The following is a 25892-nucleotide window of genomic DNA, read 5'->3' on the forward strand; positions in this document are numbered from 1 at the left end:
GGTATATACCAATCGTGCTTTCTAACTACCGTAATGAGCATGCCAAACTGGACGGCAGAACGACGAGTAATAGCCAGCTATTGCGAGGAGTTCCAACGCAGGGCTGGCGTTCAGATCACCAGCGCAATAGCGTAGTTAGAAAATACGATTGGTATTAGCTGGTAGGAAAGTCAGCTGATGCCTGACCAATGGGAGAAGAGTGGATATGGGCAATTTTCCACTCACCCTGATATTGCTGCAAAACATGAGTCGCTCTTAGAGACTGAAGTTCCACTACAGCCCCCTCTACTTCCTTCAAGCGAGTTTCAAATTGCCAGGTAGTACTGCAGGAAATCTGTCCGGCTCCTTCCCAGGCCGACTCTATACGGTATTTGACCGAGAGAATTTCAAACTGATTAAAGAGCGTTTCATACCAAACCTTCAGGGCATCATGACCGCTGATCTGAGCACCTTCGGAGCTCCAGAACAGCAGATCTTCTTCCGGTGCATAATGATCCAGCATGCCTGCACTGTTCTGGCGGCTGTAGTTTTCAGCCTGCAGATCAAACAATGATCGGATGGTCTCCCTAGAGTCCGCCATGTCGATTCCCCTCCTGAATAGTGCCCTGTTCATGAGATGTTCATATAAAAGTATAGGTAGAGTCAATCAAGGTTTCTTGACGGAATCTTTCCAGCCCAACTCAAAAGCTCTCGCCAGCCGATGTTCTGATGGCTTAAACAGTAAACTTATAGCCTTCTGTCGAGTCTCAACTTAAATTCATGATCACTGCATCAAGGCTGTAAGCCCTGCCAGAGCAAAATTTGCTAACCACCGGTAGAACGCAAAAGTCCTACTGCAAAAGAAAAGCAGCTTTTCCAATACCTGAAAAAGTTTAATATTTCCAGCAGAGGTACACCCCAAACTGGCTAAAGATCTGCGTTTTATGAATTGGGCCCAAATGACCGGACTCCATCTCCATAATCCCTCAGGAATAGATCCTTGTCTGTGTGCCTCATATGTTCCGAGAGCGCCTTGCTCCAAAAAGTATTTGCGCTTCTCCGATAACCATTCATGGTTTTCTCAAGATTTTGAGCAGCTGTCTTGAACCCAACAGAGGCCAGGAAAGTAATCAACCTCGTAACCCGTCTCAAATTATGATCCGCTTGAGTCCATTTTTTATGACGGTTGTCTAATCCATGCACAACCTCAAAGGTATCTCCTATCCTTCGCAGCCCCCAGAAGTCGATCATCATATCGATATGGGCGGTGACTTTTTGCAACAAAACCGGATCGCTCTGAATATTCTCAATCATCCTTTTCGTCAGCAGCGGTGCCTTAGGATTTGGGGTGGATTTATTGTCCCAGATAGGGAATAGCTGCTGGATATAGCTGTGTTCTTTTTCCAGTACAAATTGCAGTCTTTCATGTAAGAAGCGAGCTCTTGCCGCAGATCCAAAACCAGGTTCCGGGCCGATCACTGTGGCCAGGTTTCCATCGAGAACATCTTTCAACGCCACTGTCTGACCCGGATAAATTTTGGTTTCGTCATGAGCAAAAACCGGAAAGTCTTTCCGAACCAGATTATTGGGGAGGGCCTCTCTTCTGGGCCGCTCTTTCAGAAGTGATTGCTTGAACGGGTATGAACCGCGAGCCTGTGCTGCGAGTTGCCGGACAGGAGTGGGTGTAACCCTTGGTGTTGGCTTTGCTGTAGCTTTTACGGTCGCAGTTACAGCTTTAGAGGGTGTAACAGTAGCCGTAGGCACCACCTTAAAGGGCTTCGCTACACCACCCACAGGTTCTTTTGAGCCAGGTGCTATCTCATTCCCGGGTTCTTTCAGAGGCGGATCTCCACCCTGACTCTGACGAACAAGATCAAAATGTGGGGTAACTGGAGGTTCATTCTTCTGGCCGAATGTCTGGAGAGGCTGCAGGGCAGCCACCACAGGTACAGGCAATATTACAGGAACAGTATCAGTCCCATGTACCACCACAACACCTGAGCCTACTCCAAGGGCAGCAGGCAATACAGCCTGAGGTTGTCTTCCGGTCAAGGCAGGCTGCTCGCCAACCAGTACAACCCGGGGAGAAGGTTTGAAAAGGTGGTAAAGCGCCCAGCCAGCAGAGAATGAAACGGCAGATGCTACCGCTTTTTTAACGACTTTATCCCGGAAAAAAGTCGCTTGAGTCTGATACTGGTTATACGCTTCGTGATGATAAAGAGCCATTGAAGTGTTGTTGGATTGTGAAATTGACAGACAAGACACCTCCTCCGGCCCCTTGAGATTCTGATCAAAACTCAGGGAATGACTGCCAAAGGAAACAGTCAGACACCCATCGCTGCCAATGTCGACCTCACGACTGTCGTTCATCTCCCAGCCCAGATCATCGAAAAGCTCTGGCCCCGGAAATTCATTGGTCAGCACCAGACTTTTGTTCGCCAGAATCTCATGATTTTCTTCCATCCATAATGTTATGTGCTCAATCCATTTCGGTTCCAGAGCGGACTGATATCGGTCTCCGGTAATATTTTCATCCGGGCTTGGAAGATGGGTATCCAGCCAGGGCAAAGGAGAGCTGGCTGTGAAGGTTTGGTAATGCTCAAAATTCTGCTTCGTATCGATCAGCGAAATATCGAGGAAACTTTCAGACGGCAACAAGCGGGCAGACGGCAACAAGCGGGAAGACTCGCCATGACCCGATACCTCACGAACCGAAAGCTTCAGAGAAAGACCGTACCTTGTCAGGCTTTTTGCCAGTTGCAGATATTCATCATTTTTATATTTTTCATCGGCTTCCTCTTTCCACAAGGAGTAAATCTCATAATGTGGGCCAAATGCGTTAACCACTAGCAGTATTAACAAAGGTGGACGATCTTTGCCTTTAAAGGGAATGGGATAGATCAAGTCATGGGATTTATGCTTGTTGGCTGCCAGACTCCAACCTTCCCACACTACACTCACATAGTCAGCGACTGCCAGTCCCAATGAGCTCAAAGAAATCGTCACACCTGCGTATGGCACATGTTTGGATACCCTGCTCATTACCACCACGGCAGGAATAAGTATCTGCAATGACTCCAGATAACTGCCTGCAATAGAGGTTTGATAGCTGTTGAAGCCGCCCAGAGTTGCACCCTGCCAGTAATGACTGCCCATTTCATCATACTCATAGACACCATCGGGCAACTGATACCGCTCTGATCCGTAACCAAAGTTACCTAAAAAACTGATGCAAAGAACGAAACTGCACAGGAAAGTTTTCATTTCGGATAGGAAATACAATTGATGTAAGACATTTTGTTTCGACCAGCGAGCTCTGAATGGTCAATATAGCCCTATATTTATCATTCATAATAAAAGCCATGCCAAATGACCATGCTAAATGAACGATCGAAAGCCCAATCACAGCAGATTTCTTAACGGTTGCTATGCTTAGGCATTTAGCCAACCGCCCTTTCAGTCATGAAAACACTGGTAAAAACACTATTCCTGTTACTGCTTATTCTGCCGGGTTTGAACACACAAGCCAGCGAAGCAGTGAACCTGATCAGAGAGTACGCCCGTATTACCTACGGCAAAGACCTGAAGATCACCAGCAGCCAGATCGAGCAACTCAGCTGGGCCATGGACAACCCCAATTTCACGCCCGAGATGTCGGCAGACAGATTGCCGTCCGGTATTCATCGAGAAATACTCAGGGCTTTGTCTCGCCTGTACTCCCTGCAACTACTTCGGTCCGGCTCAGAAGAGGCTTACGATGCCTTTATCCTGCCCCAAAAAGATCTGGATATAGCTGTATTAAGCCAGCAGCACTTCAATCAGTTATCAGAATTAATTCGCGGGCTGGACGATGAATCTTACGATACTCTCTCTGCTGCAGCCTTGATCAGTGCTGTCACAATGTCGCCCACAGCCAGAGAGCGGGCTTCTATAGTACTGGGAGAAAAGCTTCCGGAAGACAGTACCCAGTTCCTCTCGGTCACGGCAGAAAAGGCCACCAGTATTTACCCACTGGCAAAAGAAGTAGCCAGCAAATATCACTCTGACGGTCGCAAGTTTACTATTGTTTTTCTGCCAGACAGCCATCTGCGTCATATGATGTACAACGAAGGCTCTCTCAATATGTACACCAGACTGAAAGAAGGTTTTCGCAGTGGCCAGCTGAAGCTTCAGGATCTTAATCTCTGGTATGCCTATTGGGTGGATAATATTGCCGGTTTCAGGGGCCATGTCAGCGCCAAAGGTTCACTGTATCTGACTGAGAACACTTTCCGGGCTATGAACCAGATCAAAACAGAACTGGACCGTCTGCTGAAAGACCCCGATTTCAACCCTGTTCCGTCTTACCTGATTGAACGAGCCCGCTGGTTGAAGCTTTCAGATTATAAAAGCCTTTCCACCCCAGAGATTCAGGCACTGGGGGCATTAGCAGCCATGATGAGACTGTTTACTCCGGAAAAAGGCAGCCAATTATTGCAAGCATTCAGAAAACTACCCGGGGAGCAGCAAAAACGCTGGATCAATCATGTTCAGTCTCAGCTTCAGACCACTGTCTATGCCACTCCAACCTATGCACCTGCGTTGTTTGCAAACACTTTGCTTATCAGCAACCTGACCGAAACAGTAGAAAAGGTTCTGCCGTTTTATCTGAACGCTTTGGATACTGCTGCCAAGGCAAGAAAAGCAGGCGAGCTGTCTGAAAATACCCCCCTGTCATTCCGGGTTCTGGCCAATGACAAACAGGTTCGGGCATTGCTCAAGTCAGCAAAACCTATGATACAGGTCGATTCAAAAACAGGTCTGGCAACTCTGAAATAACTGTACCGGCATCCGTATCTGACAGGAGCCTTAAATCTCCAGAAGCAAAGGGCTGCAAAGGACTGCAAAGGACTGCAAAGGACTCAAAGGAGCCATCATGTTTCTCCAAACCTTCAAAGCCAATTTGTCAGGAAGGGATTTCGCAATCGGTGACCTTCACGGGATGTACGATTTGCTGTTCGAAAAACTGGACAGTGTGGATTTCAATTTTGAAATAGATCGCTGTTTCAGTGTTGGAGACCTGATCGACCGTGGCCCTCAATCTCCAGAATGCCTGACCCTCATTCATGAACCCTGGTTTCACCCCGTTTGCGGCAATCATGAAGACACGCTTAGAACCATTGCCCGAAACCCTGAGTCATCAGCCATACTGGCTGACTGGGTCTTGAATGGCGGCCAATGGCACCTTCAAGTGTCTACTGAAAAAATGCTGGAATATGCCAACTGGGTAGATACTCTCCCTTTCCTGATCCTTGTTGAACAGATAAATGGCAGCAATGCCGCTATCTGTCATGCCGAATACCCGCTAAAACAGTGGGACCCGGACAGTATTGCCAACGATTCTGAGCTGACCCGACTGCTGATGTGGTCAAGAACAAAAGTACAAACCGGAAACACAGACCGGGTGGAAGGTGTGGACCATATTATTTGTGGTCACACCATTGTCGAAGATCCTCTAACCCTGGGTAATACCCACTTTATTGATACCGGAGCGTTCAAGTCCAATGACCTGACTCTGCTTCCCCTGTCACAACTCAATAAAAATTAATACCCGACCTCATTCTTCTCTGCCTTATACTGGAATCTTTGTGGTATCGATCAAGCAGAGCCTGATATGCAGCCTATAGCCGCCAGAACACTGTCCGACATTGACTGGGAAAACTGGAAAGCCCAGGACCCTGCCACCCTGACGTTCGTCATTAAAGAAGACCATATTCTTTTAATTCGTAAGAAAAGGGGGCTGGGAGCCGGCAAAATCAATGGGCCTGGAGGCCGCCTTGAAGAGGGTGAAACAACGCTTGAGTGTGCTGTTCGAGAGGTTCAGGAAGAATTGAAAATAACCCCTCTCAATATGGCCTTTCATGGTGAATGTCTGTTCCAGTTTGTCGACGGTTACTCCATTCATGTATACGCTTTTGCAGCTTCCGATTATGACGGCATTGCAGAAGAAACCGACGAAGCCATTCCCCTGTGGTTCCACATAAACGACATTCCCTATGACGAAATGTGGGAAGATGATCGCTGCTGGCTGCCTCTGCTGCTAAAGAAAAAGAATTTCATTGGTCGCTACCTGTTCGACAAGGACACAATGCTGGATTACGAAATCGAACTCCTCACCTGACGACACTTACCATGTTGTCATTTCCCGAATTGTCCTTCTATGTGACGGCTATCCCTGCGGTCATCATTACCGGACTGGGCAAAGGGGGTATGGGCAACGCTCTGGGCATGATTGCTGTGCCCATGATGTCGCTGACTATGCCTCCGGTTCAGGCGGCTGCCATTCTTCTACCTCTCCTGTTAGTGATGGACGGATTCGCCATTTGGGGCTGGCGGCAGAGCATCGACTGGTCCGTATTTAAGATTATCCTCTTCCCGGGTCTGTTCGGTGTATTTCTGGGCCTGATGGTTTTTGCCTCTCTGAGTGAACAGACAATCAGAAGCATAATTGGCGTCATTGCTATTTTATTCTGCCTGAACCAATGGTTTGGCCACTACTTTCACCCTCCTCACAAACCAGGCAAAGGGGCAGGTATCTTCTGGTCTGCTATCAGTGGTTTTACCAGCTTCGGCATTCACTCCGGAGGCCCTCCCCTGAGTGTTTATATGCTTCCACTGAAGATGGAGAAGGAATTTCTGGCGGGCACCATGGCTCTTTTTTTCGGTGTTCTCAACCTGGTAAAGCTGCCGGCCTATGCCGCCTTGGGTCAATTCACCACAAATAACCTCATGCTGTCATTTCTATTACTGCCTGTTTGCCCGCTGAGTGTCTGGCTTGGAATGAAGATGGTTAAAACGGTCTCAACCGACTTTTTTTACAAGATTCTGTACATCAGCCTTTTCCTTACAGGAGTAAAGCTCCTTAGCGATGTTCTCTAACTATTCTGGAAAACTCTGAATGTTTTTTGGTACAGGGGTTGGAAACACAAAATACGCCCCTATCTATAAATACGACGATGGCTCAAATGAGGATCGTCACTGAACACGACCTGCTCGCCAGAGAGGTCATTAAGACTGCATATTGCTCTTGAGAGGATATGATAATGCGTACTATCGATTTAGACTTCACCCCCCTGTACCGTTCCGCTATCGGCTTTGATCGTGTGGCTCACATGCTTGAGAACATGACCGGAACCCAGCAGGCAAAACAGAACACTTACCCGCCTTACAACATCGAATTACTGGACGACAACCGGTATCGTATCACCATGGCAATAGCCGGTTTTTCCGAAGAAGAGCTGGATATAGAAACCCGTGACAATGTACTGCTGATCCAGAGTAAAAAAGAGACCTCTGGACCTGAGCGAAAATACCTCTATCAAGGTATTGCCGAGCGTAACTTTGAGCGCCGCTTCCAGCTGGCAGACTACGTCAAGGTGACGGGAGCCAGTATGGATAACGGACTGCTGCATATTGAGCTGGAACGAGAAATCCCTGAGGCCATGAAGCCAAGAAAGATCAATATTGCCAAACAGAAATTGCTGGATGCTGAGTCTGCCTGAGAGATAAACCGTCCATAGACAAAAAGGGAGCTCGCCATAAGGCTTGCTCCCTTTTTGTGCGATAACAATCCAGCTGCGTCGTTTATCAAAAACGGACTGATCACTTAGTCTTTAACAAAAGTCTTATTATCAATCGCATCTAACAAGGTTCGTGTCCTTTCCTCATCGACTTTGGCCTTTAAACGATCTGCCCATGCCAGAGACTCCAAGGCTTCGGTTCTGGCCCTACCCCACTTTTTCATGCGATGAAGAATTTTCGCCATCATATAGTGATAAAGCATTCGCGAACGGGGTCTCTCAAGATGAACTTCCACAGATTGAATAACAGCCAGGGCACTGATGTAGTTGCCTTTCAGATAATCGATTCTTGCCAGCCTTAAACCCGAGCGGACAATTTCGTACTGGTTTTTGAGTCCATGATAAAGTGAATGAGACTCCATCATGGCCGCTCTAGCACGATCCAGATCAGGTTCTTCCAGATCACTGAGCGCCCCACCCAGGTTGTACAGAATTTTGGCTTTAAGATAGTGGTCATCTGGCTGGTGTTTCTGTAACTCTTCCATGCCTTTCTCGGCATAGTAAACGGCCTCCTTTCGACCTTGAGCCCTGGACACTCCTGAGAGCAGATAAAGACTGGTAATGTATTCTTTCCAGTCTTTATGTTCACGGGCATAGTGGCTCGCTTCCTCAGCCAGTTTGCGACAGCTATCGTAATCGCCCAGACAAAAATAACTGGAAGAGAGATTCAGGGCAATCCGGGCTCGATCCAGAAAGCGAGACTGCTTAGCCGCTTCTTCCATCCCCCGTGTTCCAAGACTGATATGACTCTTCCAGCAGCCTTCGTGCTTAAGACGATGACCATTTTTCAGCAACCAGTCTACTAACTGTTCAGGCTTGTTTTTAGGAGGCTTCAGCTTTTGGCAGATAACCGGTTCTTCATCGGACACCTGCAACTGACTCACCGAAGATTGCGTAAAAAGAACAACACACAACAGTACAAAACATCTTACTTTAAATTGGCAAAACCAAAAATCTACACCAGTCAGGAACAACGGTTTTGGCATGAACTCAAACTCCATCTCACTTCAATCAGGGCTATTTTCAGCTTTCAGAAAACGATCAACCGACCCAGAGAGTCCCTTCCATTCAACCTGGATGAAAAGTCATATTCAGACTAATAACTCACCGCTACAATGAAAGGCCGACAGGAAATGGAGTACTAGTATAGGATAATCCCATACGCCACTGGATGATGCTTCATTCTGCCTATGGCCAAAAGCCGGAAGACCTGCTACCCAGGGCTTTCAATGAAGGCCAGAAGGGTCCCATGCAAAACCTGGACCGTAACAATAACCAAAACCATGGAACCGAAACTATGCACCAGGCTTACAATCAACTGATAGAACGTTTCAACAAGCTTTATCGTTTTCAACACCTTTCAGCCATTACCCAATGGGATCAATCTGCCATGATGCCTTCCGGGGGTAACCAGGCACGTTCAGAAGCACTTGCTGAACTGTCCAGCCTCATGCATGAATTGCTGACAGAAGAACAGGTAGGTCATTGGATCAAAGAAGCACGGGAAAGTGCTGATGACTCGATAACACAGAGTTCGATCCGGGAAATGGAACGAAGCTGGAGAAAAGCTTCTGTTATGCCAGCAGACCTCGTTAAAGCCCAATCTCTGGCCAATTCGAAGTGTGAACATGCCTGGCGAACCCAGCGTCCTGAAAATAACTGGAAAGACTTTTCCGAAAACCTGAAAGAAGTCGTTAAGCTCGCTCAGGAAGAAGCCAGTATTCGTTCTGCCGCTTCGGGTGCTCAGGATTACGATGCCATGCTGGAACTCTATGAGCCAGGCATGACGTCCAGCGAGCTGGATGTGCTGTTTGGTAACCTTAAAAGCTGGCTGCCTGAAACCCTGCAAACAGTGGTTGAACAACAGAAAAATGATTCTCTGATTGCCAGTCAGGGCCACTACTCCACAGAAAATCAGAAAGCCCTGGGGCTGGATGTCATGAAACTGCTGGGGTTTGACTTCAACCATGGCCGGCTGGACGTCAGTGTCCATCCATTCTGTGGAGGTGTACCGGAAGATGTGCGGCTCACGACTCGCTATAACGAGGAAGATTTTGTGGAGTCTCTGATGGGCACTATCCACGAAACAGGCCATGCCCGCTACAACCAGAACTTACCTGAAGACCTGAGAAGCTTGCCTCTGGGCTCATACCGATCCATGGGCGTTCATGAAGGACAAAGCCTGTTTTTTGAAATGCAACTGGGCCGCAGTCCTGCTTTTCTTCAGCTAATCAGACCATTGATCGTTAAACACCTTGCCGGTGGACAGAAAAATGATCGTTTTAGTCAGACCAATCTTGAGAAAATTTATAACCGGGTCAAACCAGGCTTTATCCGGGTAGATGCCGATGAAATCAGCTACCCCATGCATGTCATCTTGCGCTATGAGATCGAAAAAGCACTGATTGAAGGGGATCTTCTGGTCGATGACCTGCCTCAGGTCTGGGATGAAAAAATGCAGGCTTACCTGGGTTTATCTACCGGTAAAAATCACAGCATAGGCTGTATGCAAGACATCCACTGGCCTATGGGAGCCTTTGGCTACTTCCCCAGCTATACCCTGGGTGCCATGTATGCAGCCCAACAGTTTTCCGCTGTTAAACGACAATTACCTGATGTAGAAAGTCGTATCGCAAGCGGTGATCTGGAGCCGGTATTCAGTTGGTTAACAGAAAATATCTGGCAACAAGGCTGCAAACTGGAAACCCATGAGTTGTATACGACAGCCACCGGAGAGCCATTGAATGCAGATCACTTCAAACAGCATATTCTGAACCGTTACCTGAACGACTAAGAGCACACCGTCTCAGTAACCCGAACCTGCATACACTGAAGTCGGGTTCAGGGTTACTGGACAGCCGTCTGGCATTAGCTACCTTTATGAAAGTTTAAAAAGATTCAGGTAAAGGTTGTGTCATTTCGACAGCTGGTGTCAGGCATCTGTTTTTCATTACTTTTCAGCTTTCATGTCATTGTTCAGGCTCAGCCCAGCTTTCTGGTTCGCGTGCAGAAACCGCTCAATCCAGGCCTGCCTCCTGCGGTTAAGCTCCTCACACCCGACGGTGAGCATTTACAATGGCAGTTACAGCTTAACTGGATAAAAACTCCCGAAGCGGTTCAACTCGAAAGCACACCCTATATTTCTCTTAAACAAGGCGAGAACAGTTTCCAACCTCATGACTCGGAGGCTGAAGATCTGGACGAGCAACAGACGCAAGCACTTCTCAATTTTCTGGAATCCGGCTTTAAAATCCAACAAAGGTATCTGGAAAAAACCACGCTGTCTTTTCTGACAGAACAGCTGGACGGTAAACAGGTAGATCTGGATCAACTGCAGCAGTATTACACCCTGACTCTGACTGATGTCTCCGAAACAAACGGTATAACCCAGGTCACGGTGACCGATAATCACGGCAACGCTTTTGAATACCGGCTGAAGGATCGCGAGTCAGTCGATATCCACTCAATCCATAAGCGTGATTCTCGAACCACCGAGATCCAGCAATATCTGAGTCTATTGGAAAATGAATGCGATGATGACAAAGGTGCGGCATGTCTGAGTGACTTGCTGGATGATCCTCCCGACTATAACGTTCCCCAGCAAAGACTGGTTCGATCCATAAATCATGTGACCGATGAATACGGCAATTTCACCAATGCCACTATTCCACCTGTTTCCTATCAGGATCCTTATATTTCTACCACAACGGCGACCATAACCATTGCCGGTATCGCACTGGTTTATATTGTTATTGATATTGCCCTGGCCGTTGCACTCTTTTGTGTCTGCCGGAGTGCATCCAAGTCCAGCCCCGGTAATGTCGTACAACCTGCTATTCCACTTCAAGCACTTTGAGCGGTTAACCGTTCAGATTTAAAATTCATACGACACGCAGGGAAAGTCGGTGTAACCTGTTCAACATTGCAACCCCACCCTCTACAAAATAACAGCCAGCAACCGCTACCATGCAACTAACCGAATTACAGAACAGTGGCCGTTACTTAGTCGTAGCCGCCTCACTGGTGATCATTCTTGCCGGTATCCGCCTGGGCAGTGAAATACTCTCTCCCCTGTTGTTTTCCTACTTTCTGGCTATCCTCCTGAACCCGGCGATTAATGCCTTGAGCCGACTGCATATTCCCAGAGTGCTGGGTATTCTGGTGATTGTTTCAGTGCTTATCATCGTGATACTGATGATTGTGGCCACCATTGGCAGTGCCTTGCAGGACTTTGCCAGAGCCCTGCCCGGGTATAAACAGCAAACGATCGATATTATCCACCAGATCAGTGACAAACTGGCACAGCGCAATATTAACCTGGACCTGAAATCGATGGCTGAGCCCCTGGATACTTCATCCCTGTTTGGCTTTTTAACGTCCATGCTGACCCATATGGGCAGTGCTACCAGTTATGTCTTCCTTATCTTTCTGACGGTCATTTTCATGTTGGCTGAGGCTCCCCTGCTCAGAAACAAGCTGGTTCGCTCCATGTCCAATCCGGATCAACAACTGAAAGATCTAGAAAGATTTGTGTCCTCGGTCAACCGTTATGTTGCCCTGAAAACGGCCATTAGTTTGCTCACTGGTGTCCTGGTCGCTCTGCTGCTGTGGTCACAAGGCGTAAACCTTTACCTGCTGGGCGGTATTCTAGCCTTTGCCCTTAATTTTATTCCCAACATTGGCTCCATACTAGCGGCTATCCCTGGCATTCTAATTACTTTGCTGCAGCTGGGTTTTTCAGAGGCGGTGTTTGTTTCAGCTGGCTATTTTGCGATCAATATGGTGATTGGCAATATTCTTGAACCCCGGGTGTTGGGTAAGGGGCTCGGCCTTTCCCCCATGGTTGTTTTTTTGTCATTGTTGATTTGGGGCTGGTTACTGGGGCCTATTGGAATGCTGCTCTCTGTCCCCCTGACTATCAGCATAAAAATTCTATTGGAATCGTCCCCCAGTAGCCGAAGATTTGCTGCCCTGTTGGGTTCTGGTCGCCCGAAAGCGGAAGTCGAAGCGGAACAGGCAAAATAATACAGAGTGCCTGCCGACTCTGTATTAAAGTAAACAGACTCATCACTGGACAGGCAAAGACTATGCAGAAAAACCCATGGATAGACTGGGCTGAACAGATTAGGGCTATTGCCCAGAACGGAATTACTTACACCGACGGTGGATTTGACCTGGAGCGTTACCATCAGCTCCAGAACATTGCCCATGAGATGACGGCACAGCTAACAGGTGCTCCCACCGAAAAAGTAGATGACTACTTTCTTCCCGAAACGGGCTATACCACACCCAAGCTGGATATTAGGGCCGGGGTTTTCCAGGAAGGTCGCATTCTGCTGATCAAAGAACGTTCTGATGATTGCTGGGCCTTACCCGGTGGCTGGGCCGATGTCTGCGAATCACCTGCTCTGGGAGCAGAGCGGGAAGCCCTGGAAGAGTCAGGATACATTGTCAAAGCCCAAAAACTGGTCGCTGTCCGAGATGTTCACAAACACCCTTACCACCCCAGAAACCCCCACCACCTGATCAAAATGCTGTTTCTATGTGAACTGAAGGGCGGAACCCCCACGGCCAACATAGAAATATCAGAAGTCGATTTTTTTGAGTTGGACCAGCTTCCCCCTCTGTCCCAGGGAAGAACTATTGCTTCAGACATCTCATTATTAAAGCAGCACCATGAAAACAGGGACCTGCCCACAGAATTCGACAAGTAAGTAATAACACCTACCAGCATTCAAATATTAGTAGTAATATGTCGTTTAAAAGCAGGATGCTGATATCACGCCATGGAGCCAGGCCCGACTGTTTAAAAAACAGTCAAACTCTCAGGCGGTAGCGTGCCAGAATCTATAGCCTGCAGTCTTAGATACTCCTGCCGAAATGAGAGTACCAACCATTTTATGTAGAAATCAGGCCACCTCTTCTATCTCAAAACTCTCTGAGAACACATCAATCCATCCCGGAAAAAGAGTTGGCAAAAAAGCACTCTGTTTACCTGTAAACAATCTATCGCCCTATCAATGATCTCTCGGTTTCAGAGAATCCAGTTCATGATGAAGCCAGAATTGGCTACAGATTATCAGAAGGCTTTAAGCTTTCGCCTATTTAGCCTCATCAAAAGTGGTGGTCTGATTTGACATAAGAAAAAGATAACCAACAGACAAAATAAAAAGATTTAACAATTATTCAAGCAAGGCTACAAACAAATGAAAATAATACGAGGTAAACAATTCAGACCCAACAGGTCTTGGGACGCAATGGATATAGCAAACATGAAGGGGGTAACAACGCGTTTACACTGGACTGATACTCCCTACAAGTGGCATATCAATGATGGGGAAGAAGTATTTGTAGTCATTGATGGCGAAGTTGAGATGAAGTACAAAGAAAATAATCTTGAGAAGAGTACCATTCTATATCCTGGCGATATTTTCTTTGCCTCAAAAGGCACTGAACACGTTGCACACCCCTCTACTCCTTCAAGAGTATTGGTGATTGAGCATGAAGGTAGTCTATAGAACTGCCATTTATACCATGCCACAATTAGTTAGTTGCTGTTCCCAGCTCTTCTCATTCGTCCATGAAAGCATTTGCTCAGAAAAGAAACTAAACACAATGAAAACAATAAAAAAGACACTTCTCTCCTTATCCCTGGCCTGTGCAACTCTGGCTGCCAATGCTGAATCACCTGTAGCGATCACCCAGGAGAACCTGGTGGGTATCTGGGCATGTGAGGCTTCTGTAGCTATGGAACAGGGGAAAATGCATTACATCAGCACTGAGAAATACCTGAAGGATGGCCGCTCGAAAAGTGAAGGTTCAATGAAGCTGAGCTTTGGTAACCTCAATATACCGGATCTTGAATACACCATTACCGGAGCAGGTACCTGGAAACTCGATGGTTCAAAATTGACAGAGACAGTCACCGAACTGGACATTAAAAACCTGACCGATCCCCAGTTCGATCAGTTCATCAACCTTAAAGACATGATTCCCATGAATGTCCCGGAAACGTCACTGATCACCAAGCTGACTCAAAGTACCATTGCCATCAAGGCTGGAGACAGCGAGGAAGTCCTCGAGTGCAAACGTAGCTGAACCTTTCTTCATAAAGAGCAGGAAAACCGGGTATTTCCTGCTCTCAGAACAATAAGAACTTTTACCATGTCTGATAAACAACGGATTATAGAACCGGTCAGCCCAGGGGATTTTGATGAAATAGTGTCTCTGGTGAGAAACACCTCAGAGCAAGATATTTTCCCCCTGTTTTCCGATGAAGGCAGAGAGACTTTCAGCAATACTATCCTCAAGGATACCCGGACTATTTTTAACACTGATCGTTTCTATACGGTCAAAGCCATTGAAGAGAACCGAATTATTGGTGTTGCGGCACTCAGAGACAAAAACTACATGACCACGCTTTTTGTGGATAAAAGCAGCCAGAACAAGGGGATTGGTAAGATCTTATTGAATCACCTGCTGGAACATATAGAAGGAGATAGCCTGTCGCTGCGCGCCTCGATCAATGCAGTCGGTTTTTATCAGCACCAGGGGTTTAAGACCACCGGACCAGAAGGTAATGTGAAAGGTGTCCGATTCATGCCCATGACGTATTTTAAACATTGATTCTTGAGACTTATGCAGAAAGATCGTCACAAACTGGCTCATATTAACCCCGACCATTATCTTCAGACTGAACAGGGTCGGTTCTGGACACCAGAACGCAGCCAGAAAGCGTGGGAACAAGCTTACTCTGATTTTGAAAAGGTTCTCTCTGATCAAAATGGCAATGCCATTGTTTATATTGTTTTCGGGGTTCAGGGGGGCGGCAAAACCACTTGGATCAACAGACATAAACCCCATCTGCCCTGTGTCTACTTTGATGCGGCATTACCTGCCAGAAAACATCGAATCCGTGCCCTCTCTGTAGCCCGTTTACATGCGGAATATATTGTCGCCGTCTGGATTAAGACACCACTGGAGCATGCCTTGAATCACAATAGCCAACGCCAGGTTGATGAAATGGTACCAGAGCATGCTCTCAGGAGCGTATACGAGCAACTCGACCCCCCTACTCTGTCAGAAGGCTTCGACAAAATAATGATTATTGAACCCGGTGACTTCCCAGTGGCTCAGAGTAAAGATGCTTTATGAATTATTTTGCCTACGGCTCAAATATGTCACTGGCCCGTCTGAAAAACAGGGTACCTTCTGCTCAACGGCTTGGCATTTTCTATCTGGAAGCTCATGACCTGCGTTTTCACAAAGCCAGTAAAGATGGCTCTGCCAAATGCGACGCCTTCTATACCGGCGATGACTGTCGTATTTATGGCTGCCTGTTTGATATTGCCGAGGAAGAAAAGGCTTTGCTTGATCAGTACGAAGGGCTTGGCATTGGCTACGCAGAAAAACAGGTTCAGCTGCTCAACGATAAGCAAGAATCCATACCTGCCTTCACCTATTGTGCGTTGCTGGTCAATGAGTTATTGCTCCCCTATGACTGGTATTTGCAACATGTACTGGTAGGCGCTAAGGAAGCTCAGTTGCCTGAAAGTTATATTTGTCGCTTAGAAAGCATCAATACCTGGGAAGATCCGTTGGCAGAGAGAGCTCAAAAAGAACGAGCCATTCACAGACAGCCTTCCTGAATTCTTCGTAGAATAGAGGGATTCATGGCTGGAATAATAAAAATAATGAAACAGATACTTGTCCCTGCCTTTATATTACTAACGGGTTGCACAACAACCCCATCCATTCAAAAGTCGGTTGACTGCAGCAGCCTCAGGCCTTTCACTCTCAGTGATTATGCCCGTTCGCTGGCCAGCGCTGATATTGAAAACCTGCCGATGCCAAAGCACCTTTATACCCCTGAATACCCAAAATCATTGTTAAATACTGGAGTAGAAGGCAAGGCAACGGTTCAGTACGAAGTACTCGAAACAGGACAGGTCCGAAATATTCAGGTGGTATCTTCATCTGACCAACAATTTGGCCGCAGCTTTAAAAAGGCAGTCGCTTGCTGGAGCTTTGAACCTGCCCAGCAGACTTCAACATTACAGCAAACATTCACCTGGCAGATAGAAAGCTGAGGCTGTCAAAGAATACTGGCAATGCACTTTGGCAGGCTCAGTGCGCATGGCGCTTGGTTGCACTAGTATCCTTAGGATTTGCCCCAAAATAACTTCCCGATTTTCACCCGGATTCCGTTCACCCTGAGCTTGTCGAAGGGTTATGGCTTTGGGCTTCGACAAGCTCAGCCCGAACGGATTTTGAGCAGATTTGAATAAGGAAATTATTTTGGGACTACTCCTTAGGCATCTTCTAAACTGGCTCTGGCAAAGTAAAATATGAATCCACTGGCTTTTATCGCAATCAGGTTATTCGCCCTTTATTTAATCGTAATAGGGCTAAAGTCTCTTCCTCTGATCCTTCACGCTGCATACTCATCTTCTGATAACGATCAACACTTGTTTCTGTACCTACAGATGCTCGACATTGTTATTTCGATTGGAGCGGGTCTGCTGGTCTGGAGTTTTTCCATGGCACTGGCGAAAATGCTTTACCCTTTTCAGAGTAACATTCAGTTTTCAGTCTCCACTGAGGAATTGCTAAGAGCCGCAATTTTTCTGATTGGTTTTTATTTTTTTGTTGTCGCTTTAAATGGATTCTATCTTGCTCTGGTCAACTATCTGGTAGTTCCTGAGCTTATGAGCAATGGCAACCAGACCCACAACTTTATCTCACTGATCATTCAACTGTTGATCAGTATTGCAGTGATGCTGGGCTGTAATGGCATTCATAGCCTCTACCGGAAAATCCAGAACTTTGGCCGACAGTAATAGCGACCGCCAGGAGCCTTCAATAGCTGGAGGTGGGAGTGAGTAAACGCAGACTACAACGCAGCGTTTCGAAGAGCGATGAATAAACAGATATAAGTTGGGAGGGGTTGAAAGTAGCCACCTTAACGGTCACTACTTTCCGGAAGGATCAGGCCGTTCCACCTACCGTGATTTCGTCAATCTTGAGTGTCGGCTGACCTACGCCAACAGGCACAGACTGGCCGTCTTTTCCACAAACGCCAATACCTGGATCCAGCTCCAGATCATTGCCTACCATAGAGACCTGATTCATAACATCGGGTCCGTTGCCAATCAGGGTGGCACCTTTAACCGGAGTGGTTACCTTACCGTTCTCTATCAGGTAAGCCTCACTGGTCGAGAATACAAACTTGCCAGAAGTAATATCGACCTGACCACCGCCCATGTTGGTGACATAGATACCCTTATCTACACTGGCAATAATCTCACCCGGATCACTCTTGCCAGCCAACATGTAGGTATTGGTCATTCGTGGCATTGGCAGGTGAGAATAGGATTCACGACGGCCATTACCTGTTGGTGCAACGCCCATCAGGCGGGCATTATGCTTGTCCTGCATGTAACCTTTCAAAATGCCATTTTCAATCAAAACTGTTGATTCGGTTGGCACACCTTCGTCGTCCATATTCAGAGAGCCTCTTCGGCCTGTCAGCGTACCATCATCAACAATGGTGCACAGTGGCGAAGCGACTCTTTCACCGATACGTCCAGCATAGGAAGAACTGCCTTTTCGGTTAAAGTCTCCTTCCAGGCCGTGTCCTACCGCTTCATGCAACAGCACACCAGACCATCCTGGAGCCAATACCACCGGCATAGCTCCAGCCGGAGCCGCAACTGCCTCCAGATTAACCAGAGCCTGTCGCACCGCTTCCCGGGCGTAACTCAATCCTTTGCCATTCTCGATAAACTGCAGATAATCACCACGACCACCGCCACCGGCAGAACCACGCTCAATACGGCCATCTTTTTCGGCAATAACACTGACACTCATACGCACCAATGGTCGAATATCTGCCGCCAGCGTCCCATCCGAAGCTGCAACCAGCACTACTTCATGAACGCCTGCCAGGCTGACATTGACCTGTTTAACCCGTGAATCTGTTTTTCTGGCTTCCTGATCCACTGCCTTGAGCAGAGCCACTTTATCTTCACGGCTCATGGAGTCCAGAGGGTTATCCGTACCGTATAGCGCCAGTGGCTGACTTCGATTCCAGGCTTGAATCTGATGTTCCTGTCCCAGACGGGCAATGCTGCGAGCAGCACCAGCGGCCTGTTCCAGCGCAGGTAAGATAATTTCATTGGAATAGGCAAAGCCGGTTTTTTCACCACTCATTGCCCGTACACCGACTCCCCGGTCTACATTGAAACTGCCTTCCTTGATAATGCTGTCTTCCAACGCCCAAGCTTCATGGCGCGTGGATTGAAAATAGAGATCCGCTGCATCCACCGAATGTCCGAGGATACTGTCCAGCACTCTGCCCAGCTCGTTGTCACCGATATTTGCCGGCGCCAGCAAATGATGTCGCGCCTGTGTAAGAATGTCGGTCATATATTATTCAGGCCCTTGCTATTATCCACAGTCTTCATCTTATAAAGATTTTCAGACTTACATCTAGGAGGCCGACCTGTCTACTCTCGGTCAGGCTTCTGGGGTATGACAGCCAGACTATTCCATAGACTTTCAAATGGCTGCCATCTTTATAGAATTGTCACACCTCTGAACAGAAAAAGCATGCCTATTTTTCTTCATGGCTTTTTCCGCTTGGGAATTTCCGTCTGATCCGGCTTTCGGGCTTTACTTGAGAACAGCTGATCAAGAGTGACTTCCGGATTATCGAATGAGCCCTTGATCCGGTAGCGAATACTGGCTAACTGATCAACCTGCTTACCTACCAGCATATCCGCCAAATAAATCAAACCAGCAACCTGCGGGGCCGTACCCAGTAATACACTGAGAATTGGCAAATTAGACGATACCGGAAGTGTAACAACCAGACTCATATCCATCTTTTCACTGACTGTATCCACATGGCCATCGAGCTTGAAGTCTGACGACGGACCGGATATTTCCAATGGTTGATCAAAGGTAATTATCCCTTCATCAAATCGCACGACCCCATCAAGACGGTCAAAGCTGATGCCTTTTTTGTAGAGATCAGAGAAGTCGAGCCGCAAACGCCGTGTCAGTGCTTCCATATTCAGAATACCGAATAACTTAAGGGCTCCAGCTCCCCCCTCAAGTTTCTGTAAAGTACCACTTTCCAGCTTGAGACGAATGCTTCCCGTCAGCGACCCCATATTGATATCCAGTGGCGATCCATCCCATGCCAGCACACCTTCAACCGTTGTTTTCTTCGCAGAGACGAAGGGAGAAACACCCAACGCTTCTTGCAGAGCCTGAATACCGGACCCCGTCAGACGCTCATTAAACGAAGTCCGGTGCTGACCATTTATGTAGGTCCAATCCAGATCTCCGGACAACCCCATCTTTTCAAGATCGACTTTCAGGTTCTCTATACGCTTGCCGTTGGGAAAAGGCCTTAAACCAAAAGAAACAGAACCCAGACTTCTGTCACCCAGCTTCAGTGATTCGATAAAAATATCAGCATTGGGCAATTCGGCAGGTATTATATGCTTGAGCACATCCTCACGGGGTTCAATAACTTGCTCATCGACCTGACTTCCAGAGAAATACAGTTTCTTCAGATTAAGCTGATAAGGCTGCTGACCCTTAGGGATCATTAAACTGCCATCAACTTTGTCACTGCTTACCGCCAGAAGTGTACCTTTCGGTTCATGCGACAGATTAAAAACCAGATCATTCAATATCTCTTTTTCGAAGAGTAACTGATCAACTTTCAATTGCTGAACTTCAACCTGACGTACCAGAGTCTTTTCTGTTTCATCACCCGGCTGGCCTTCAAACTGTTGCTTCCATGGTGTCAAATCCAGTTCGGGAATTTGTCCGGAAACCACAATCTGGCCTGACTTCATCTCTGGAAGCGAGCCCTCACTTCCAAGAAGAACGACAGCAGACTCATACTTAAACCCTTCTCCAAACCGGATTCTTGCCTGACCGGTTCCTGCCAGAAGAATATCCAGCTCGTCATGATTTGCGTATTGATTAAAACGCAGCTCAAAAGGTGCTGTCTGATTCTCCGCAATTTTCAAGGGAGCCGGTAACTCAACTTCCATCCCTTGCAGGTTACTGGTGACTTTCAGCTGAACATCGGCAGGCTTCTCACCAAGAATCAACTCGCCCTTGTACTGGCTGGCACCTTCCAGAAAGCTCAAAGCGTCCAACTGCAACCATTGCTGAAGTGCTTCAGAAGAGGCTACCCCCTCCCAATTGAAATAAACTTTTGGTTGCGTTTTATCCGTCACATCTGTGTAAATACTGGCCTCAACAGACTCGCCCAGAAACCTTCCTTTCACTTTTTCTGCAGACAATCCTGTTTCAGTACTGAAATTCAGGTCACCCTGAATGTCTTCAATCTGAATGTCTGCAGCATCAATTCCGAAATAAGCACCGGACGTTTCAATACTGACGTCGACTGACGTATCCAACGCATGCTCCAGAGGAATCGACAGCTGGATACTGCCATCCAGGTCTCCCCTTAACGTCCATTTCTTTGCCTCTCCCTTGAGCTCCTGATCTATAGGGGTTTCAGTCAATAGCTTCTCAAGGTCCTGACCGGTAGCAGACACCTGACCATAGATTTTCAGATCGAGATCTTCATCTTTTCCCAATGCCAGAATGGCTTCGACATTACTGAGCTTTGCATTCAATGATCTGGCCGACTCAATATCAATTTTGATATTGTCATTATCTACCCATATCTGACCCTGAGCGTCATACACTTCAGGCCAATCGGAGTGATAATCGAGCCTGGCTTTATCTACATCGAAGTAGAGCCCCCACTTCACGTCATCAGGATCGTCAGTCTCTTCCAATGACCCGTCGTAGGTAAAGCGCCCTTCATTGACGACCGCCCCTTTAATACTGGTATCCAGCCACTCGACCAGCTCCTTTGACAGAGTAGGTAGCTTACTGGGCAGATATTTCGAAGCGTAGCGGGCATCTCCATTTTTCATGCCTACATTCAGATCCATGACAATGGGTTGCTTTCCATCCAGTGGAATATCCAGCCTCAGGTTACCACTGAGGTCACCTTCAGGGGCTTTAACCGTGATATCATTACTGCTTAATTGATAGAGGTTTTCCTTGTCGAGTACGTCCCAGCTGAGTCTCGCCTTAGCTTTGTCGAAGTGCCAGACATCTCTGAACAACTTGGTCAGCCCGAGGTTGAAGTTTTCGGTGTCCAGATCAAAATGTCCGCTGAGCGTACCCATTTCCAATCGACCATTGACGTTGGAGGCAGACGGAGCACCTTCCCAGGCATCCACAGATACTGCATTCAATTTTGCAGAAAGATCCAACTGCTCCCGCAATGGTTTCCGGGGATAAAAACGGGCAGAAAGCTCATTCAGCTCTCCCGCCGGATTGAGAATAGTGAACAGCTCATCCGCCAGTTCTGGCATCAGTTGAGTACTGACCAGAAAAGCTTTGAGTGCCGCCAGATCAATAGAATCAACAGACGTCGTATAAAACGGCTCGTTGCCCCGGGTGCTATGCAATTTAACGTTCAAGTCGAAAGCATGCTCTCCGGACGTTAATCGCAAATCTTGCAGCCCAAGCTTCCACTCAGTACTCCCAATAAGATAATCACTGCTCAGTGAAAGCCGGGTTGAAACTGAAGCTTCTGGCAACTGTTGCTGATCTTTTTGATACACAATAGAGGGCAGACTCAAATCCCCCTGCAACAACCATTGCCCATCCAGATACTCCCACTCCGTATCAAGATTTAGCTCAGCGGTCTTCAACTCAGCCGGACATTGCGTAAAGAGTGCGCACCAGGGAGCCAGATCCAGTGCATCGGCTGTGACCAGCCCTGACCAGGCCATATCATTTCTTTCAATCCCTTTACCCAAAGCCTTGAACTCCAAAGCCCCTTTCTGTGTCACAACCCGGGTCTGAAGGTGCTTGAGGGATGATTCTTCAACAATAGAAAAATAACGGGTATCCAGAATCAGTGGTTCACTGCCAAAAGGCTGCATGGTGAAGGAAAAGTTGGTGACATCGATGTACTCCTGAAGCTGCAGTAGTTGCAGAACTTTCTTCAGATTAAAGCTCTTACCTTCGTCACGGATGTATTGAATGCCTCTGAGCGACCAAACACCATCGCTGTCACTTTCAACAGCCAGAGTGACGCCATCAGCTTCCAGATAGGAAAAGACCGGAGCCCAGTTCAACAGACTGGCTTTCATATCCAATTCAAGATCGAGACGGTGGATAGCAAAGCCAGGAGCCTCAGAAGTATTCCCCTGAAGTTTCAGCCCCTCGATGTTGACCGTAGGCCTGCCTCCGCCCCAACTGGCATCCAGCTGATCGACTGCAAAAGAGGTGTCCAGTTTGTCGTTTAGATACTCAACCAGATGGTCATGAAACAAAGGCAGGGAGCCGATAAAGATACGGATCCCTGCCACCAGTAAAACAATGAATAGAAGTGCCGCCATGGTCAGGCGGAAACTCCATAAAGCGGTAGACTTGAGGTAAGTTACCAGCCTTGAATCGGACCTCATGAAGTACCAGGCCACCTGTTTTTCATTAACGCTTTCCTTATTGTGGAGACAGGAGCCTGCCAAAGAAGAATGCTATGACATAAAATTCAGTAGAACGAGGCCATTTTTTCGATGTATTTGTGCGAATATTGGACCTATTCAATCAAATTCATCGAAAAAAGGGGCTGTTCTTTCTGGATTTTAGGCCGACCTGTCTATTCTCGGTCAGGCTCCTAGACCAGCACCACATCAAATTGCTCCTGGCTGTAAATAGGCTCAACCTGGAAACGAATCGGTTTTTGAATAAACTCTTCGAGGTCAGCTACGTTACTGGATTCTTCATCCAGCAAACGGTCCACTACCTGTTCTGATGCCAGAACGGTATAGCTTTGACTGTCATAAGCACGAACCGCTCGAAGAATCTCTCTGAATATTTCATAGCACACAGTTTCTGCCGTTTTTAGTGTGCCACGACCATCACAGGTTGGACAGGGTTCGCAGAGTACATTTTCCAACGACTCCCGTGTCCTTTTGCGGGTCATTTCTACCAACCCCAGGTCACTGACTCCGGTAATATTGGTTTTAGCGTGATCTTTTTCCAGCGACTTTTCATAGGTTCTAAGTACCTGACGCTGGTGTTCGGAATCTTCCATATCAATAAAATCAATGATAATGATTCCACCCAGATTCCTGAGTCGTAATTGTCGGGCTATAGCGACAGAAGCTTCCAGATTCGTCTTGAAGATGGTTTCTTCAAGATTACGATGCCCAACAAACGCACCGGTATTCACATCAATGGTGGTCATGGCCTCAGTCTGGTCAATAATCAGGTAACCACCGGATTTGAGTTGAACCTTACGACTGAGCGCCTTGTTGATTTCATCTTCCACACCGAACAGATCAAAAATAGGCCGTTCGCCAGGGTAGTACTCAACCCGGCCATCCACCTGGGGGACCAGCTTTTTAACAAACTTGGATACTTTATTGAAGGTTTCCCTGGAATCAATACGGATTTTTTCGATATCAGGATCAACCAGGTCACGCATGGTTCTCAGATGCAGCGGTAAATCTTCATAAATAGTGGACGGAGCAGTACTTTCCTTGACCGTTTCTTCAATGGTTTGCCACAACCTTCTCAGGAACAGAATGTCAGCCTTTACTTCAGCTTCGGTAATACCTTCAGCGGCCGTTCTGAGAATAAAACCACCCTTCTCGTCCTCTCCGTCGTCTTTCATTCCTTCTTCAACCAGCTTTCTGAGACGCTCACGTTCTTCTGCATCTTCAATACGCAGTGAAATACCCACATGATTATTGTGAGGCATGAGAACCAGATAGCGAGCAGGTATAGAGATGTGAGTGGTCAACCGGGCACCCTTTGTTCCCAAAGGATCTTTGGTGACCTGAACAACCAGCGACTGACCTTCATGAACCAGCTCTACAATAGGTCGCTCTGACTGGACGACACTGTCTTTATCATTGCGGGGAGCAATTTCACTGGCATGAATAAAAGCAGCCCTTTCGAGACCGATATCAACAAAGGCCGCCTGCATTCCGGGTAATACCCGAACCACTTTTCCTTTGTAGATGTTACCGACAATGCCTCGACTGCAGGCTCTTTCAATATAAATTTCCTGAAGTACCCCATTCTCAACCAGCGCCACGCGTGATTCCATTGGCGTGATATTCATCAGAATCTCTTCACTCATTCCCTTCCCCTTGAACTGGTCAGGTGATCAGGAAACTGTACAGATGCCCGCCGGACTCATGCTACCGAGCACTAACCCGCCAAACTCTTCATTACCCTGGCCTGCCAGAAAAACAAAAATACAAACTAAATACCTGAAAAATTTATGTCAGACCTTCTTAAAATCGCCTGACAGGGAAACCGTACTTAACAGTTTCCCGGGATTCTTACATTTAATCAGTTTCACACTGACTGGGAGGCCAGGGATTGATACCCAGGTTCTGAAGCAAGTCTGCGGTCTCCTTAACGGGCAGCCCTACCACACCGGTATAGCTACCTGTCATATTTTCTACCAGAATAGCGCCTTTTCCCTGGATGCCGTAAGACCCGGCTTTATCCATAGGCTCACCGGTGGCAACGTAGGCCTCAGCTACCTTCCGGTCAAAAGCAATCATTTGCACTATTGTTCTGGATACTTTCACCGACAGATCAATACCATCAGTAACCGCAACTGCTGTGAACACCTCATGGCTGTTCCCACTTAATGACAACAGCATATCACAGGCTTGCTGCTCATTTTTGGGTTTACCGAGTATTTTCATTCCCAAAATTACGGAAGTATCCGCAGCCAGCACGGGCTTGGGCGGTAATCGATCCAGCGCAAGTTGATGCCAGCCTGCTCGCGCTTTTTCTTCAGCCATTCGAGTGACATAAGCTTCAGGTGCTTCGTCCGGCCATGGCGTTTCATCAATCTCCGAATGTATCTGCTGAAAAGCAACACCTATCTGCTGAAGAAGTTCCTTTCTGCGAGGTGACTGGGAAGCCAGATAAATCATTTAAAAACAACTCCTTGATTCTTTGCCTCAGACATCAAAGCGTGCCTGCGGCTTAAGCTGGGATAACGCAGAAAGTTACAGCCAGTACACTGACTGTCGAAAACATTAGTACATGAATTTAAACAGGACGTCACTGTCCACAAATCAGCCGTCATAGCCAGCAATACAGATGAGTCAGCACTATGTCATAGCTATGAAATCTGAGAGGGCTGTACATTCAGAATAAAGTGTACCGAGGCCTGAGTTAAAGCAAAAGACTCAGAGTGTGCTGGCT

At 47.3% G+C, this 25892-nt stretch carries 23 protein-coding genes; 16 read left to right on the top strand and 7 right to left on the bottom strand.

What is annotated here, in order from left to right; genetic code table 11:
- Positions 1-154 precede the first annotated feature (154 nt).
- Together GZ78_RS01290 and GZ78_RS27065 are read right to left on the bottom strand one after the other, a co-directional pair.
- Positions 155-580 (bottom strand): YybH family protein, encoded by a 426-nt coding sequence (locus GZ78_RS01290; RefSeq protein WP_034832140.1) that lies wholly within the window; start codon positions 578-580, stop codon positions 155-157.
- 341 nt (positions 581-921) lie between these two features.
- Positions 922-3165 (bottom strand): opioid growth factor receptor-related protein, encoded by a 2244-nt coding sequence (locus tag GZ78_RS27065; RefSeq protein WP_161787279.1) that lies wholly within the window; start codon positions 3163-3165, stop codon positions 922-924.
- Between the two features lie 276 nt (positions 3166-3441).
- Here GZ78_RS27065 and GZ78_RS01300 point away from each other — a divergent pair, with 276 nt between their 5' ends.
- From GZ78_RS01300 to GZ78_RS01320, 5 genes are all read left to right on the top strand, one after another.
- Positions 3442-4797: a DUF6829 domain-containing protein gene (locus tag GZ78_RS01300; RefSeq protein ID WP_034832142.1), complete on the top strand. Its 1356-nt coding sequence runs from the start codon at positions 3442-3444 to the stop codon at positions 4795-4797.
- A 97-nt stretch (positions 4798-4894) separates the two neighbouring features.
- Positions 4895-5566, top strand: coding sequence for a metallophosphoesterase (locus GZ78_RS01305; protein ID WP_034832143.1), 672 nt, complete (start codon positions 4895-4897; stop codon positions 5564-5566).
- Between the two features lie 66 nt (positions 5567-5632).
- Positions 5633-6139 carry an 8-oxo-dGTP diphosphatase gene (locus tag GZ78_RS01310; protein WP_034832145.1) on the top strand — a complete coding sequence of 169 codons (507 nt, stop codon included), beginning with the start codon at positions 5633-5635 and terminating at the stop codon, positions 6137-6139.
- A gap of 11 nt (positions 6140-6150) precedes the next feature.
- Positions 6151-6897, top strand: a complete 747-nt coding sequence (locus GZ78_RS01315; protein ID WP_034832147.1) for a sulfite exporter TauE/SafE family protein — start codon at positions 6151-6153, stop codon at positions 6895-6897.
- 164 nt (positions 6898-7061) lie between these two features.
- Positions 7062-7520, top strand: a complete 459-nt coding sequence (locus GZ78_RS01320) for an Hsp20 family protein (protein ID WP_034832148.1) — start codon at positions 7062-7064, stop codon at positions 7518-7520.
- A gap of 104 nt (positions 7521-7624) precedes the next feature.
- Here GZ78_RS01320 and GZ78_RS01325 read toward each other — a convergent pair whose 3' ends face one another.
- A complete protein-coding gene (locus GZ78_RS01325) occupies positions 7625-8584 on the bottom strand; it encodes a tetratricopeptide repeat protein (RefSeq protein ID WP_236631462.1) in 960 nt (319 codons plus the stop codon).
- Positions 8585-8847: 263 nt separating this feature from the next.
- Here GZ78_RS01325 and GZ78_RS01330 point away from each other — a divergent pair, with 263 nt between their 5' ends.
- The 11 genes from GZ78_RS01330 to GZ78_RS01380 all read left to right on the top strand — a co-directional run bounded on the left by GZ78_RS01330 (position 8848) and on the right by GZ78_RS01380 (position 17437).
- Complete coding sequence (locus tag GZ78_RS01330; RefSeq protein ID WP_236631463.1) at positions 8848-10392, top strand: carboxypeptidase M32; 1545 nt, start codon at positions 8848-8850, stop codon at positions 10390-10392.
- A 117-nt stretch (positions 10393-10509) separates the two neighbouring features.
- Complete coding sequence (locus GZ78_RS01335) at positions 10510-11454, top strand: hypothetical protein (protein WP_034832152.1); 945 nt, start codon at positions 10510-10512, stop codon at positions 11452-11454.
- A gap of 110 nt (positions 11455-11564) precedes the next feature.
- The gene (locus tag GZ78_RS01340) at positions 11565-12623 is read left to right on the top strand and encodes an AI-2E family transporter (RefSeq protein ID WP_034832154.1); all 1059 of its coding nucleotides are present in this window, start codon (positions 11565-11567) and stop codon (positions 12621-12623) included.
- A gap of 62 nt (positions 12624-12685) precedes the next feature.
- Positions 12686-13312: an NUDIX hydrolase gene (locus GZ78_RS01345; RefSeq protein WP_034832156.1), complete on the top strand. Its 627-nt coding sequence runs from the start codon at positions 12686-12688 to the stop codon at positions 13310-13312.
- A 492-nt stretch (positions 13313-13804) separates the two neighbouring features.
- A complete protein-coding gene (locus GZ78_RS01350) occupies positions 13805-14116 on the top strand; it encodes a cupin domain-containing protein (RefSeq protein ID WP_034832158.1) in 312 nt (103 codons plus the stop codon).
- 97 nt (positions 14117-14213) lie between these two features.
- Positions 14214-14696, top strand: coding sequence for a hypothetical protein (locus tag GZ78_RS01355; protein ID WP_034832160.1), 483 nt, complete (start codon positions 14214-14216; stop codon positions 14694-14696).
- Between the two features lie 66 nt (positions 14697-14762).
- Positions 14763-15224: a GNAT family N-acetyltransferase gene (locus GZ78_RS01360; protein ID WP_034832161.1), complete on the top strand. Its 462-nt coding sequence runs from the start codon at positions 14763-14765 to the stop codon at positions 15222-15224.
- 12 nt (positions 15225-15236) lie between these two features.
- Positions 15237-15752: a hypothetical protein gene (locus tag GZ78_RS01365; RefSeq protein WP_034832163.1), complete on the top strand. Its 516-nt coding sequence runs from the start codon at positions 15237-15239 to the stop codon at positions 15750-15752.
- The gene (locus GZ78_RS01370; protein WP_034832165.1) at positions 15749-16246 is read left to right on the top strand and encodes a gamma-glutamylcyclotransferase family protein; all 498 of its coding nucleotides are present in this window, start codon (positions 15749-15751) and stop codon (positions 16244-16246) included. Before GZ78_RS01365 ends, GZ78_RS01370 begins: the two co-directional genes overlap by 4 nt.
- A 45-nt stretch (positions 16247-16291) precedes the next feature.
- Entirely contained in the window at positions 16292-16687 is a 396-nt protein-coding gene (locus tag GZ78_RS01375; RefSeq protein WP_034832166.1) for an energy transducer TonB family protein, read from the top strand.
- Between the two features lie 258 nt (positions 16688-16945).
- Positions 16946-17437 carry a hypothetical protein gene (locus GZ78_RS01380; RefSeq protein ID WP_152558488.1) on the top strand — a complete coding sequence of 164 codons (492 nt, stop codon included), beginning with the start codon at positions 16946-16948 and terminating at the stop codon, positions 17435-17437.
- A gap of 148 nt (positions 17438-17585) precedes the next feature.
- Here the strand turns inward: GZ78_RS01380 and tldD are convergent, their stop codons facing one another.
- From tldD to GZ78_RS01400, 4 genes are all read right to left on the bottom strand, one after another.
- The gene (tldD, locus tag GZ78_RS01385; RefSeq protein WP_034832170.1) at positions 17586-19025 is read right to left on the bottom strand and encodes a metalloprotease TldD; all 1440 of its coding nucleotides are present in this window, start codon (positions 19023-19025) and stop codon (positions 17586-17588) included.
- A 197-nt stretch (positions 19026-19222) separates the two neighbouring features.
- Positions 19223-23119, bottom strand: coding sequence for a YhdP family protein (locus GZ78_RS01390; RefSeq protein ID WP_034832171.1), 3897 nt, complete (start codon positions 23117-23119; stop codon positions 19223-19225).
- Positions 23120-23331: 212 nt separating this feature from the next.
- Positions 23332-24804 carry a ribonuclease G gene (gene rng, locus GZ78_RS01395; RefSeq protein ID WP_034832173.1) on the bottom strand — a complete coding sequence of 491 codons (1473 nt, stop codon included), beginning with the start codon at positions 24802-24804 and terminating at the stop codon, positions 23332-23334.
- A gap of 211 nt (positions 24805-25015) precedes the next feature.
- Positions 25016-25618, bottom strand: a complete 603-nt coding sequence (locus GZ78_RS01400) for a Maf family protein (RefSeq protein ID WP_034832176.1) — start codon at positions 25616-25618, stop codon at positions 25016-25018.
- Positions 25619-25892: the final 274 nt, after the last annotated feature.

The sequence above is a fragment of the Endozoicomonas numazuensis genome (assembly GCF_000722635.1).
GTDB classification, from domain to species: Bacteria; Pseudomonadota; Gammaproteobacteria; order Pseudomonadales; family Endozoicomonadaceae; genus Endozoicomonas_A; species Endozoicomonas_A numazuensis.

Excerpts from the sequence above, each read along its gene's own strand:
- GZ78_RS01315 (WP_034832147.1), top strand. The coding sequence starts at position 6,151 with ATGTTGTCATTTCCCGAATTGTCCTTCTATGTGACGGCTATCCCTGCG.
- GZ78_RS01390 (WP_034832171.1), bottom strand. The coding sequence starts at position 23,119 with ATGAGGTCCGATTCAAGGCTGGTAACTTACCTCAAGTCTACCGCTTTA.
- rng (WP_034832173.1), bottom strand. The coding sequence starts at position 24,804 with ATGAGTGAAGAGATTCTGATGAATATCACGCCAATGGAATCACGCGTG.
- GZ78_RS01340 (WP_034832154.1), top strand. The coding sequence starts at position 11,565 with ATGCAACTAACCGAATTACAGAACAGTGGCCGTTACTTAGTCGTAGCC.
- GZ78_RS01305 (WP_034832143.1), top strand. The coding sequence starts at position 4,895 with ATGTTTCTCCAAACCTTCAAAGCCAATTTGTCAGGAAGGGATTTCGCA.
- GZ78_RS01365 (WP_034832163.1), top strand. The coding sequence starts at position 15,237 with ATGCAGAAAGATCGTCACAAACTGGCTCATATTAACCCCGACCATTAT.
- GZ78_RS01300 (WP_034832142.1), top strand. The coding sequence starts at position 3,442 with ATGAAAACACTGGTAAAAACACTATTCCTGTTACTGCTTATTCTGCCG.
- GZ78_RS01330 (WP_236631463.1), top strand. The coding sequence starts at position 8,848 with ATGCAAAACCTGGACCGTAACAATAACCAAAACCATGGAACCGAAACT.
- GZ78_RS01400 (WP_034832176.1), bottom strand. The coding sequence starts at position 25,618 with ATGATTTATCTGGCTTCCCAGTCACCTCGCAGAAAGGAACTTCTTCAG.
- GZ78_RS01360 (WP_034832161.1), top strand. The coding sequence starts at position 14,763 with ATGTCTGATAAACAACGGATTATAGAACCGGTCAGCCCAGGGGATTTT.
- GZ78_RS01320 (WP_034832148.1), top strand. The coding sequence starts at position 7,062 with ATGCGTACTATCGATTTAGACTTCACCCCCCTGTACCGTTCCGCTATC.
- GZ78_RS01355 (WP_034832160.1), top strand. The coding sequence starts at position 14,214 with ATGAAAACAATAAAAAAGACACTTCTCTCCTTATCCCTGGCCTGTGCA.
- GZ78_RS01310 (WP_034832145.1), top strand. The coding sequence starts at position 5,633 with ATGCAGCCTATAGCCGCCAGAACACTGTCCGACATTGACTGGGAAAAC.
- tldD (WP_034832170.1), bottom strand. The coding sequence starts at position 19,025 with ATGACCGACATTCTTACACAGGCGCGACATCATTTGCTGGCGCCGGCA.
- GZ78_RS01350 (WP_034832158.1), top strand. The coding sequence starts at position 13,805 with ATGAAAATAATACGAGGTAAACAATTCAGACCCAACAGGTCTTGGGAC.
- GZ78_RS01375 (WP_034832166.1), top strand. The coding sequence starts at position 16,292 with ATGAAACAGATACTTGTCCCTGCCTTTATATTACTAACGGGTTGCACA.
- GZ78_RS01345 (WP_034832156.1), top strand. The coding sequence starts at position 12,686 with ATGCAGAAAAACCCATGGATAGACTGGGCTGAACAGATTAGGGCTATT.
- GZ78_RS01290 (WP_034832140.1), bottom strand. The coding sequence starts at position 580 with ATGGCGGACTCTAGGGAGACCATCCGATCATTGTTTGATCTGCAGGCT.
- GZ78_RS01380 (WP_152558488.1), top strand. The coding sequence starts at position 16,946 with ATGAATCCACTGGCTTTTATCGCAATCAGGTTATTCGCCCTTTATTTA.
- GZ78_RS01325 (WP_236631462.1), bottom strand. The coding sequence starts at position 8,584 with ATGCCAAAACCGTTGTTCCTGACTGGTGTAGATTTTTGGTTTTGCCAA.
- GZ78_RS01370 (WP_034832165.1), top strand. The coding sequence starts at position 15,749 with ATGAATTATTTTGCCTACGGCTCAAATATGTCACTGGCCCGTCTGAAA.